Raw genomic sequence first — 12,084 nt, forward strand, 5'->3', positions numbered from 1 at the left:
CTCCGCGAGCCGGCGCCCACGACCTCGGCGCACCCGGGAGCGTCGGCGGCCCGCCGTAGGCTGGGGCACGTGACCTCCACCCCCTCCCGCCCGGCGATGCCGCAGCCCTTCGACCCCGATGCGGCCTACGACGCCTTCGCCGAGTGGGCGGCCGAGCGCGGCACCCCGCTCTACCCCGCGCAGGACGAGTCGGTGCTCGCCATCGTCTCGGGCGAGAACGTCATCCTCAGCACCCCCACGGGAACGGGCAAGTCGCTGGTCGCGGTCGGTGCCCACGCCACGGCGCTGGCCCAGGGCATCCGGAGCTACTACACGGCCCCGATCAAGGCGCTGGTGAGCGAGAAGTTCTTCGACCTGGTCGAGATCTTCGGTGCGACGAACGTGGGCATGGTGACGGGCGACTCGTCGGTGAATCCGGATGCTCCGATCATCTGCGCGACCGCCGAGATCCTCGCCAACCTCGCACTCCGGCACGGTGCCGACACCGAGGCGGGCCAGGTCGTAATGGACGAGTTACACTTCTACGCCGACCCCGACCGCGGCTGGGCGTGGCAGGTGCCGATCCTCGCGCTGCCGAACGCGCAGTTCGTGCTGATGTCGGCGACCCTCGGCGAGGTCGACTGGCTGGCCGAAGACCTCTCGCGCCGCACCGGCCGCGAGACCACGGTCGTCACGGGCGTCGAGCGGCCCGTGCCGCTCACCTTCAGCTACGCCACGACCCCCATCCAGGAGACGGTCGAGGAGCTGCTGCAGACCCAGCGCGCCCCCGTCTACATCGTGCACTTCTCCCAGCTCGCCGCCATCGAGCGCGCGCAGGCCCTGTCGAGCATCAAGGTCGCGAGCCGCGAGGTGCGCGATGAGATCGCCGAACTGATCGGCCCGTTCCGCTTCACGACGGCGTTCGGCAAGACGCTCGCCCGGCTGATCCGCATGGGAATCGGGGTGCACCATGCGGGCATGCTGCCGAAGTACCGGCGGCTCGTCGAGCGGCTCGCCCAGCGCGGCCTGCTCAAGGTCATCTGCGGCACCGACACGCTGGGCGTCGGCATCAACGTGCCGATCCGCACGGTGCTGCTGTCGGCGCTGACCAAGTTCGACGGCACGCGGATGCGCCAGCTCACCGCGCGCGAGTTCCACCAGATCGCGGGTCGCGCGGGCCGCGCCGGCTACGACACCGCGGGCACGGTCGTGGTGCAGGCCCCCGAGCACGAGACGGAGAACCTCAAGGCGCTAGCGAAGATCGGCGACGACCCGAAGAAGCGCCGCAAGTTCATCCGCAAGAAGGCGCCGGAGGGCTTCGTCTCGTGGGGCGAGCCGAGCTTCGAGAAGCTGATCGCGGCCGAGCCCGAGAAGCTCACCTCGCAGCTCACGGTCACGCACGCGATGGTGCTCAACACGATCGCGCGCGGCGGCGACGTGGTGGCGAACATGCGCGCCCTGCTGGAAGACAATCACGAGCCGCGCGCCAAGCAGCGCGAGCTCATCCGGCAGGCCCTCGCCATCTACCGCACGCTCCGCACGGCGGGAGTGGTCGAGCAGGTGACCGATGCGGTCACGGGCATCACGATCATCCGCCCCACCGTCGACCTGCAGCCGAACTTCGCGCTGAACCAGCCGTTGTCGCCGTTCGCGCTGGCGGTCTACGACCTGCTCGACGAGGACTCGCCGTCGTTCGCGCTCGACGTCGTCTCGGTCACCGAGGCCATCCTCGACGACCCCCGGCCGGTGCTCTCGGCGCAGCAGTTCGTGGCGCGCGGCGAGGCGGTGCAGGCGATGAAGGCCGAGGGCATCGAGTACGAGCAGCGCATGGAGCTGCTCGACGAGGTCACCTACCCCAAGCCGCTGCTCGGCCTCCTCAGCGAGGCCTTCGACACCTACCGCGCCTCGCAGCCGTGGATCGGCGACTTCGACATCTCGCCGAAGTCGGTCATCCGCGACATGTACGAGCGGGCAATGTCGTTCGGTGAGTACATCGCGTTCTACCGGCTGCCCCGATCGGAGGGCCTGGTGCTGCGCTACCTCTCCGACGCCTACCGCACGCTGCGGTCGACCGTGCCCGACGAGCTGAAGAACGACGACCTGCTCGACCTGATCGAATGGCTCGGCGAACTCGTGCGCCAGACCGACTCGAGCGTGCTCGACGAGTGGGAGGCGCTGATCGACCCCGCCGCCGTCGAAGCCGCCGCCCGGCGCGAGGAGTCGGAGGAGGCCGTGGTGCCGCCTGCGCCGAAGCTGCTCACCTCGAACCCGCGGGCGTTCCGCATCCTGGTGCGCAACGAGCTGTTCCGCCGGGTGACTCTCGCCGCGCGCGAGGCGTGGGACGAGCTGGGGGAGCTCGACGGCCCCTCGGGCTTCAGCGCCGACCGCTGGGCCACCGCGATGGACGACTACTACGACGTGCACGACTCGGTCGGCATCGGCCCGCACGCGCGCAGCGCCGCCCTGCTCATCCTCGAGGAGCAGCCGACGCTCTGGCGGGCGCGGCAGATCTTCGACGACCCGGCCGGCGACCACGACTGGGGCATCACCGCCGAGATCGACCTCGCGGCGTCGAACGAGGCGGGCACGGCGGTCGTGCGGGTGACGGCGGTCGACCAGCTCTAGGCGGCTGCCACTCTCATCGGTGCCGGCGTGCCGACGACGAGCGGATGCCCGTCCGGCGGTCACCCGTCGGCGGGCCGTTCCAGGCACACGAGCCCGGCGCGGGAGTCCCACGAGGGCACCCGGCTGAAGCCGAGCCGCTCGTAGAGGGCGATCGCCGTGGTCCGCCACTCCCAGACCGAGAGCCGGAGCCCGGAGCCGTCGGCGGCGGCCCGGTGGGCGGCCTCCATCAGCACGTGCTTCGCCGCACCGCGTCCGCGGGCTTCGGTCTCCACCCAGAGCCGCTTCACCTCGCACCAGCCGGGGGCGGTGGGGGTGAGGACGAGCATGCCCAAGGGTGCGTCGAGTTCCTTCGCCAGGAGCACCGTGGAACCCGCGAAAGTCGCCACCGGGTCCTCCGCCTCGGCCCGGTAGCGGTCGGGCAGCTCGATTGCCGATGACCCCTTCTCGCTCTCGGTCTGCTGGTGGTACCGCAGCACCATCGCCGCGACCGCGGCCCGATCGGCGGCGTCGGCCGGGTTCCAGGGTTCGACGTGCAGCGGAGCCTTCACCGTGCTGCCCTGGCCCAGCGGGAGAGCAGCAGGCTGCCGCTCCGGAGAAGGCCCGCGAGCTCGAGGTGTCGCGGTACGACGGTGTCGCCGCCGGCCCGGGCGATGCGCGGGCCGATGCCACCCTCGAGCACCGGACTGATCGTGAGGCAGAGCTCGTCGACGAGATCGGCTGCGATCAGGTCGCCGAAGAACGACGGACCGCCCTCGCAGAGGATCTGGGTGAGGCCCCGCTCGTGCAGCTCCCGCACGACGAGGGCCGGGTCGACCCGCTCGTCTCCGGCGTCGACGACGTCGGCGACGGGGGCGAGCCGCCGCCGGGCGTCCGGCGGCGCTGCCTTCGAGGTGAACACGAGGGGTCGGCGGGGCGCCTTCGCGAAGAGGTCGGATGCCGGGTCGAGGTCGAGCCGACCGCTCACCAGCGCCATGGCGGGGTGCACGGGCATCCGGAGTGCCTCGCGCCAGCCGTGGAAGCGCTCGTCGACGGTCAGGGCGCCGTACCCCTCGGCGCGTGCGGTACCGGCGCCGACGAGCACGACGTCGGAGACCCCGCGCAGGATGTCGAAGACGACCTTGTCGGCCGGGCCGCCGAGGCTGCCGGAGAGGCCGTCGACGGTCGCCGATCCGTCGAGACTCTGTACGAAGTTGACCCGGAGTCGCGGAGTCGCGCGGTCGGGAGCGTAGAGCGCGAGCAGCTCCTCGGGGGGGAGCGGGGCGGAGGGCAGGGGGAAGAGCTCGACTATGTCGGGGGTGGGTGGGACGGTCATCCTGAGGCTTTCTCTCGGCAGGGGGTCAGACGTTGTGCGACAGGAAGGAGGGTTCCCGGAAGCCGAGCACGGTCTCGAGCATGCGCATCGACGCGACCGAGGCGCGCACGTCGTGCATGCGCACGATGCGGGCGCCGAGCATCGCGCAGACGGTGGCGGCCACGAGCGAGCCCTCTAGGCGGTCGGGCTTGGCGGCATCGAGCGATTCGCCGACGAAGTCCTTGTTCGACACTGCCGCGAGGGCGGGCAGGCCGATCGAGGCGATCTCGTCGAAGCGGCGGGTGAGCTCGAGGCTGTGCAGCGTGTTCTTGTTGAGGTCGTGCCCGGGGTCGATGTAGAGCGCGCTCTCGGCGACGCCGGCGTCGACCGCGCGTTCGACCCGCTCCACGAGGAAGGACCGCACCTCGTCGACCACGTCGTCGTAGTGCGGCCGCGGGTAGGGCGTGCGCGGCTCGGCGAGCGAGTGGGTGACGACGAGCGATCCGCCCCCGTCGGCGACGGCTGCGGCCATCTCGGGGTCGCTCAGCCCGGTCGTGTCGTTCACGACATGCGCGCCGGCGGCGAGGCAGGCGGCGGCGACGGATGCGCGGAAGGTGTCGACCGAGATGACGACGTCGCTCGCCCCCGCCAGCTGCGCCACCACCGGCAGCACGCGGTCGAGCTCCTCTGCCTCGCCGATCTCGGGCCCCGGAGCGAACTTCGCCCCACCGATGTCGACCCAGTCGGCGCCCGCCTCGGCGGCTGCGACTGCACTCGCGACCGCCTTGTCGAGCGCGAAGGTGGCGCCGCGGTCGAAGAAGGAGTCGGGCGTGCGGTTGACGATCGCCATCACAGCGATGCGCCGATCGAAGTCGATCACCCGCTCGCCGAGCCGCGTCGGGAAGCGCCGCAGGGGGTGGCGGAGCTCGGGTGTGACGATCATGTTTCCATCATGGTCGTTCGGGCGGGTCGGCTGTGCCGCACCGTGAGAAGGTGGAGTCATGACGGCACTTCCCCCGACGCATCCGCGGGACAGCGGCGACGCCTGGGTCGAGGGGCCGGACGGCCGCCGGTTCTGGGGGCGCTACGGTGCCGCGGGGCTGTTGGTGCACGACGAGACGGCGGGCATCCTGCTGCAGCATCGCGCCGAGTGGAGCCATTTCGGCGGCACCTGGGGGCTGCCGGGCGGTGCCAGGCACGAGGGCGAGTCGGCGGTCGACGGCGCCATCCGCGAGGCCGAGGAGGAGGCCGGGGTGCCGGCTGACGCTCTGCGGCTCGCATTCACCTCGGTGCTCGACCTCGGCTACTGGTCGTACGTGACCGTGGTGACCCGCACGGCGCGTTTCTTCGACCCCCGCATCGGCGACGCGGAGAGCCTCGAGCTGCGGTGGGTGCCGCTCGACGAGGTCGAGTCGCTGCCGCTGCATCCCGGGTTCGGCTCGGCGTGGCCGGCACTGCGGGAGCGTCTCGGTGAGCGCATCCGGGTCGTGGTCGACGCGGCGAACGTGGTCGGCTCGGTGCCGGACGGGTGGTGGAAGGATCGAGCGGGCGCTGCTGCCCGGCTCATCTCGCGGCTCGAGCTGCTCGGCGACGCCGGCATCGCCACCTCGGAGTTCTCGCCCGAGGCCGGGGCGGGCCGCAGCTGGCCGCAGTTCCGTGTCGTGCTCGAGGGGCAGGCGAAGGATGCGGCGGGCGCCCCCTCGGGTCAGGTCAGCCTGCTGCGCGCGGCCGGCTCCGGCGACGACGCGATCGTCGACGAGGTCGCGCGGGCTGCCGCGCTGCCGGTTCCCGGTCGGATCGTCGTCGTGACGGCCGACCGCGGTCTGAGCGAGCGGGTGCTGGCGCTCGGCGCCGAGGTGCGCGGGCCGGGCTGGCTGCGGGGGCTGCTCGACGCGGTCGAGTGATGCAGGGGGACGACTCCCGTGCGTGACTCCTGTCGGTGACGCCGGCGTGTGACCGCGATGTCCGGGGCGTGACGTAGTCTTCATGCCACGATGAGCTCCCCGACCGCTTCGCCCCAGGTGCACGCACCCGAGCTCGAGACGGTCTACCGGCCGCGGGGGCGACTCGATCTGCGGGCCACGCTGGCGCCCCACCGGCGCGGCCCCGGAGATCCGTGCACGCGGCTCGACGAGAACGGCGGGGTGTGGATCGCGCTGCGCACCGCCGGTGAGAGCCCGGGCGTCGCGACCCTGCTGCTCACGCCGGTGTCGGGCGAGGTGAGGGTGCGGGCCTGGGGGAGTGGAGCATCCGCTGCTCTGTCGACGGTGCCCGAACTGCTCGGCGAGGGCGACGACTGGAGCGATCTCGACACCTCGGGTCACCCCCTGCTCGCCGACTCGGCCCGCCGCAACCCGGGGCTGCGGCTGACGCGCTCGGGGCGGGTGCTCGACGCGCTGGCGCCGGCGGTGATCGAGCAGCGGGTCACGTCGGTCGAGGCGTTCCGGGCGTGGCGCATCCTGGTGACGGCGTACGGCGAGCTCGCGCCGGGGCCGCTCGGCAGCGGTGCCGTCGCGCACGGTCGCGCTCGCCCGGCCTTCGGGCACGCGCCGCTGCGGCTGCCGCTGACGCCGGAGCAGTGGCGGCGCATCCCTTCGTGGGAGTGGCATCGGGCCGGGGTCGACCCGGGCCGCTCCCGAACCGTGCTGCAGGCCGCCACCGTGGCATCGGGCCTCGAGCGCACGCTCGCGCTAGGGCGCGGCGGCGACGAGGTCTGGCGCCGGCTGCGCACGGTGAACGGTGTCGGCGTGTGGACGGCGGCCGAGACGGCCCAGCGCGCGCACGGCGACCCCGACGCGGTGAGCTTCGGCGACTACCACCTCGCCGCCACGATCGGCTGGGCGCTCGTCGGGGAGCCGATCGACGACGACGCGCTGGCCGAACTGCTCGAGCCGTGGCGGGGTCAGCGGCAGCGGGTGGTGCGGCTGGTGCTGGCGAGCGGGTTCCGGCCGCCGCGGCGGGGGCCGCGGATGACGATCCAGGATCATCGGGGGTACTGAGGGCGTCGGTCTGTGCCCACGTGGGTCGTGCGTGCCGCGGGGTGCGGCTCGGAGGGGTGCCGGTGCGGCTCAGTACCAGTGGGGGTTGCGCGCGTTCCAGGCCGAGAGGGCGCCGCAGGGCGTGCCGTAGCGGTCGGAGATGTAGTTCATGCCCCAGATGATCTGCGTCTCGTGATTGGTGACGTAGTCGGTGCCGACCGACGCCATCTTCGAGGCGGGCAGCGACTGCGGGATGCCATAGGCCCCGCTCGAGGGGTTGTAGGCGTTCGCGCGCCAGCCCGACTCGCCGATCCAGAGCTGCACGAGGCAGCCGAACTGGTCGCCGCCCCAGCCGTAGTTGCCGAGGATGCTCTGCGCGTAGGCCTGCGCCACCGACGCCGGAGCGACCTCGCCGGGCACCCAGGCGCTGCCCGGTGCCTCCTGGTCGGCGAGGGCCTGACGCTGACGCTCCTCCTCCTGCCGCTTGGCCTCCTCGCCGGCGCGGTAGCGCGACTCGACGTCGGCCGTGACGTTCTTCAACGAGGCGAGCTGGGTGACGAGGAAGTCGCTGCGGTCCTGCTCCTCGGCGAGCTGGGCGTCGGCGGCGGCCTGCGCGTCCTTGGCGGCCTGCAGCCGCTCGTCGGCGGCCGTCTGCAGGGTGTCGCGCTCGTTCTTCGCGGTCTGCGCCTGCTTCTCGAGCGCCTGCGCGGTGTTCTTCGCCGCCTCGGCCGCATCCCGGATCTGGCCCGTGCGCTCGGTCAGCTTCGTCATCGTGCCGAGCTGGTAGAGCAGCGAGTCGGAGTCGTTCTGGTTGAGCACGAGGTTCATCGTCGTGTCGCCGCCGGAGCGGTAGAGCTGCGCGGCGAGGGCGCCGACCTGGGCGGTCGCGGTGTCGGCCTTCGCGGTCGCGTCCTCGGCCTGGGTCTGCAGGGTGGCGGCGTAGGCGCTCGCGGCCTCGGCGGCGGCCTTGGCCTGGAGGTATTCCTGGCCGCGCTGCAGCGCCTCGTCGGCGCGCTGGGCGGAGACGGCGGAGAGCTGGTCGAGCAGAGAGGTGATCTTGGTGACCTCGTCGGCCGTCGCCTGCTCGTTCTGCTTCGCGGCGTTGACCTCGTCCCAGCTGGGGTAGTCGATGCGGGGGGCGATCGCTGCGGCAGCCTCGGCTGCTTGGGCCGTGCCGGTCTGTGCCGAGCCGGTCTGTGCTGAGCTCGTCTTCGCGGCAGCGGGCGTCGCGGCAGCGGACGTTCCGGCGGCGGCGCTGGCCGGCACCCCGGCGCACGCGACGAGCGCGGTCACGACGGCGACGGTGCCCCAGCTGCGGGCGGACGGCTTCCACATGGCCTCCAGGGTATGTGACGAAAGTGAAAGATGGGACGATCACACCGGGCGCGTCCGCCCGCTTCCACGCCGATTCGGAGCTTCGCGTCACGAGCCCGGAATAAAGCTGTGCTTTCATGCATTTGTATAGACCGTGGGGACGGGTGATCGCTCCCCGCCATCGCTCACACTCACGAAAGAGGAACACATGACCGACACCATCGAGATCCCCGGGTACAAGGCCGGCACCTGGACCGTCGACCCCTCGCACTCCGAGGTCGCCTTCTCCGTCCGCCACATGCTGATCAGCAAGGTCAAGGGCAAGTTCGAGAAGTTCGACGCGACCTTCGTCACGACCGAGAACCCGCTCGAGACCAAGGTCACGGCAACCGCCGACGTCGCCTCGGTCAACACCAACGACAAGAACCGCGACGGCCACCTCGCGACCAACGACTTCTTCGACGCCCCCACCCACCCCGAGCTGAAGTTCGTCTCCACCGGTGTGCGCGTCGAGAACGGCGACTACAAGATCGACGGCGACCTCACCATCAAGGGCGTCACCAAGCCGGTCACCTTCGACTTCGAGTTCGGCGGCTTCGGCACCGACGCCTACGGCAACTACAAGGCCGGCTTCGAGGCCAAGACCGAGATCGACCGCAACGACTTCGGCGTCAACTGGAACGCCGCGCTCGAGACCGGCGGCGTCCTCGTCGGCGACAAGGTCACCATCACCCTCGACGTGCAGGCCGTGCTCTCCGCCTGATTTACCCCGTACCGGCGGCCCGGCTGCGCTCTGCGCATGTCGGGCCGTCGTGCGTCCGCGGCCTTGCGTGCGGCTCTGCCATCGGCGTCCGCTCCCCTCGCCGGTTTCTGCCGTGTCCGGTGGTGCCTCCTCCACAGATCCCGGATGCGCCCGGGCCCTCCACAGATCACCCCACGAAGCGGGTCGCCGCCGCCCCCGCCGCTCACACTGTGGCCATGACACCGTCGACCGCCCCGAGCGCCCTCCCCACGACCCTCTCTCCTGCCCCTCGTCACCCGTCGCCAGGTGCGGTGACGCTCGATCAGGCTCCGCCTCCACCGCCCGGTGCCGGCCAGCCGCCCGCAGTAGGTCACCGCACGCTGCGGCATCGCGAATCAGCTCCGGCGGAGTCGCCCGAGCCCGACCGACCTCCCGAGGTGGAGATCGTGGCCGACATCGTCGGCACACTCGGCTTCGTCCCGCGCGGGAGTCTGGCGCTGCGCATCCGACGCAGACGGCGCCCCTTCGCGGTGCTGCGACTCGATCTCCCGCTGGCCACCGGTGCCGATGGCGGTGCAGAACCCGACCCGGCCGTCGAATCCGACGCCGAGTCGCACGCGGTCCTGCACGTGGCCGACACCCTCACGACGCTGCTCTCCCGCCTGACCGGTGTCGCACGCATCGACCTCGTCTCCTTCGCGCCGCCCGGTGGCGGCGATTCCCCCTCTGGTCCACCCCGGCGACCACGCCGTCCGGAAGTCTCTGCCGGCAGCGGCGCGGCCCTCGTGGCGCTGGCGGCCCGCCTCGACGCGGCGGGCTTCTCCGTCGGAGCGCTGCTCGAGGTGTCCGACAGCTCCGTGCGCCGCCTCGAGCCCGGCTCGTGGCGTGGCGACCGGCCTCGGCGACCGCGAGCGGGGGCACCTGTTCCACTGCCCGAATCGTTGCTCCCCGCCGAAAGGGTGCCAGATGCTGCCTCTCATCACCTCCCCGGGGGTGATCGACCGGGTTGCGAACCCTCCGGCGATCCTCACCGCGGTGCCTTCGTGCCCCTGCACCGGGCCCCCGAGGAACTGACGAACGCAGCTCTGGCCGCGCTGGGGCTGCCGGCCGACGACCACGGACGCGCCGAGGTCGATCCGATGCGGGCGCTCCAGCTGTGGTGCACGGCCCTCGACCCGGCGGGTGGTCTGCCGACCGAGCTCGGCGCCATCCGCCTGGCGTGGCCCCTGAGGCGACGGCTGCTCCGAGACCTGGTGCTGATGCAGTGCGCCTGGGGGCTCGACGGTGCTGTCACCGCGCTGGCCGAGTCCCTCGACGGCAGCGACTCCCGAGCCGGATCCGTCTTCTCGACCTTCCTCGGTGCCGCCGCCGACGCGCCGCACCCGGAGATCCTCTGCCGCTCGGTCGAGGTGCTGCGCCGGGTGGCCGAGTGCGTGCCGCCCTCGCTCGCCGCTTCCCCGCTCGTGATGCTGGCCTGGCTCGAATGGTGCCGGGGTCGCGGAACGGTGGCGGCGGCCTACCTCGACGAGTGCCTCACGGCCGATCCGGCCTGCTCCCTGGCGCACCTCTTCCGCCAGATCCTCGACCAGGGCCTGGTGCCGCAATGGCTCGACTGACCCGCCCGTGGGAGCCGGCCGTCGACGGTGCCGAGCGGGCCGGCGGTGCGGCGGCGGGGTCAGTGGCCGGTGAGGGGCCCGAGCACGCGGGCCGCGAGGGAAGGGCGGCCGGTGAGGGCCTCTTCCGCGTCGGCGGCGGTGGTGCCGAGCAGGCCGAAATTCGCGCCGAGGAAGCGGAGGGGCTCGGGCTCCCATTTCGGCGAGAGGTGGTTCACCCAGGGCAGCGCGGTGAGTTCGGTGTTCCGACCGCCGATCAGGTCGGCCAGGGTGCGGCCTGCCAGGTTCGTCGTGCTCAGCCCGTCGCCCACGTACCCGCCCGCGAAGGCCACGCCGGTGCGCGGGTTGAAGCTCGCCGTCGCGTGCCAGTCCCGGGGAACCCCGAGCGGCCCGCCCCAGCGATGGGTGATCTCGGCATCGGCGACGGCCGGGAACAGGTCGGCCAGTGCGCGCTCCAGGTGGGCGAACACGGGAGCCGAGCGGTCGTGGCCCGGGGTGATGCTGCTGCCCCAGTGGTAGCGGGCCCCACGTCCGCCGAAGGCGAAGCGGTCATCGGCGGTGCGCTGCCCGTAGACCAGAAGGTGACGGAAGTCGGAGAAGGTGGTGCCGTGCTCGATCCCCAGCTCGTCCCAGAGCTCGGCCGGAAGGGGTTCGGTCGCGATCATCAGCGAATACAGCGGCAGGATGCGCCGCCGAACCCCCGGCAGGCTCGCCCCGTAGCCCTCGGTGGCGATCACGACGGTGTCACAGTGCACCAACGACTGACCGGCCTCACCCTGGCAGAGCACACGCCGCGGCGCCCACTCGACGACCTCCGTCTGCTCGGCGATCACCACGCCCATCTTCTCGACGACCTCGGCGAGCCCCCGCACGAGTTTCGCCGGATGAAGCCGGGCGCACGACGGATCGAACGCCGCGGCCGACGACCTCGTCGCCTCGAGCGCCCGCACCAGCGCAGCCGACCGATCCAGCTCGACGGCGTCGCCGGTGCCCGAGGCGGAACCACCGGCGCCGCTGCCGGCGGCGGCCGTGACGAGCTGCAGGTGGTCGGGCCCGAAAGCGCTCGCCGCAGCGACCTCGCCGCGCGCCGCCGCGAGTTGCACCTCGCTCCGGGCGAAGGTGAGCGTTCCGCCCTTGACGTAGTCGCAGTCGATTCCCTCGGCCGCGACCACGCGGCCGACCTCGTCGACCGTGTCGATCATCGCCCGGCGCATGGCGATCGCCGCCTCGTCCCCGTAGGCACGACGGAGCGCATCCGTCGAGGTGGGGAACAGGGCCGAGCACCAGCCGCCGTTCCGCCCCGACGCGCCGAACCCGGCGATGTGCTTCTCGACGATGGTGATCGCGAGTTCCGGATTCGCCCGCTTCAGGTAGTACGCCGTCCAGAGACCGGTGAGTCCGCCGCCGATGATGCACACGTCGGTGCGCTGGTCGCCGACGAGGCCGGCCCGCGGTGTGAGGTCGTCACGACCCGACCCGACCAACGAGTCGAACCAGAACGAGAGGTCGCGGTAGTCGGTCTCAGCCATGCGGGGCGGCGGG

Annotated in this window: 10 protein-coding genes; 5 read left to right on the top strand and 5 right to left on the bottom strand. The window is 72.1% G+C overall.

What is annotated here, in order from left to right; translation table 11 throughout:
- The first annotated feature begins 96 nt into the window (after window positions 1–96).
- Complete coding sequence (locus HQQ85_RS01280; protein ID WP_173181668.1) at window positions 97–2,604, top strand: RNA helicase; 2,508 nt, start codon at window positions 97–99, stop codon at window positions 2,602–2,604.
- 59 nt (window positions 2,605–2,663) lie between these two features.
- On the opposite strand, the gene HQQ85_RS01285 is transcribed toward HQQ85_RS01280, so the two are convergent.
- Genes HQQ85_RS01285 through folP form a run of 3 tightly spaced genes read right to left on the bottom strand, consistent with a single transcriptional unit; the run spans window position 2,664 to window position 4,838 of the window.
- On the bottom strand, window positions 2,664–3,152 hold the full coding sequence (locus HQQ85_RS01285) for a GNAT family N-acetyltransferase (protein WP_371741713.1): 489 nt from the start codon (window positions 3,150–3,152) through the stop codon (window positions 2,664–2,666).
- Window positions 3,149–3,916, bottom strand: coding sequence for a pyrimidine reductase family protein (locus tag HQQ85_RS01290; protein WP_173180705.1), 768 nt, complete (start codon window positions 3,914–3,916; stop codon window positions 3,149–3,151). Before HQQ85_RS01290 ends, HQQ85_RS01285 begins: the two co-directional genes overlap by 4 nt.
- A gap of 25 nt (window positions 3,917–3,941) precedes the next feature.
- Window positions 3,942–4,838 carry a dihydropteroate synthase gene (gene folP / locus HQQ85_RS01295; RefSeq protein WP_173180706.1) on the bottom strand — a complete coding sequence of 299 codons (897 nt, stop codon included), beginning with the start codon at window positions 4,836–4,838 and terminating at the stop codon, window positions 3,942–3,944.
- Window positions 4,839–4,896: 58 nt separating this feature from the next.
- On the opposite strand from folP, the gene HQQ85_RS01300 reads away from it, so the two are divergent.
- Window positions 4,897–5,799 carry an NUDIX domain-containing protein gene (locus tag HQQ85_RS01300; protein WP_173180707.1) on the top strand — a complete coding sequence of 301 codons (903 nt, stop codon included), beginning with the start codon at window positions 4,897–4,899 and terminating at the stop codon, window positions 5,797–5,799.
- A gap of 90 nt (window positions 5,800–5,889) precedes the next feature.
- Window positions 5,890–6,894: a DNA-3-methyladenine glycosylase gene (locus tag HQQ85_RS01305; RefSeq protein ID WP_216851395.1), complete on the top strand. Its 1,005-nt coding sequence runs from the start codon at window positions 5,890–5,892 to the stop codon at window positions 6,892–6,894.
- A 69-nt stretch (window positions 6,895–6,963) separates the two neighbouring features.
- On the opposite strand, the gene HQQ85_RS01310 is transcribed toward HQQ85_RS01305, so the two are convergent.
- Complete coding sequence (locus HQQ85_RS01310; protein ID WP_173180708.1) at window positions 6,964–8,208, bottom strand: hypothetical protein; 1,245 nt, start codon at window positions 8,206–8,208, stop codon at window positions 6,964–6,966.
- A 187-nt stretch (window positions 8,209–8,395) separates the two neighbouring features.
- Here HQQ85_RS01310 and HQQ85_RS01315 point away from each other — a divergent pair, with 187 nt between their 5' ends.
- Window positions 8,396–8,950: a YceI family protein gene (locus tag HQQ85_RS01315; RefSeq protein WP_173180709.1), complete on the top strand. Its 555-nt coding sequence runs from the start codon at window positions 8,396–8,398 to the stop codon at window positions 8,948–8,950.
- A 425-nt stretch (window positions 8,951–9,375) separates the two neighbouring features.
- A complete protein-coding gene (locus tag HQQ85_RS01320) occupies window positions 9,376–10,545 on the top strand; it encodes a DUF4192 family protein (protein ID WP_173180710.1) in 1,170 nt (389 codons plus the stop codon).
- A 59-nt stretch (window positions 10,546–10,604) separates the two neighbouring features.
- Here HQQ85_RS01320 and HQQ85_RS01325 read toward each other — a convergent pair whose 3' ends face one another.
- Entirely contained in the window at window positions 10,605–12,071 is a 1,467-nt protein-coding gene (locus tag HQQ85_RS01325) for an FAD-binding oxidoreductase (RefSeq protein WP_173180711.1), read from the bottom strand.
- Window positions 12,072–12,084: the final 13 nt, after the last annotated feature.

Origin of the sequence: Herbiconiux sp. VKM Ac-2851, from assembly GCF_013205105.1 — a bacterium.
Taxonomy (GTDB): Bacteria; Actinomycetota; Actinomycetes; order Actinomycetales; family Microbacteriaceae; genus Herbiconiux; species Herbiconiux flava.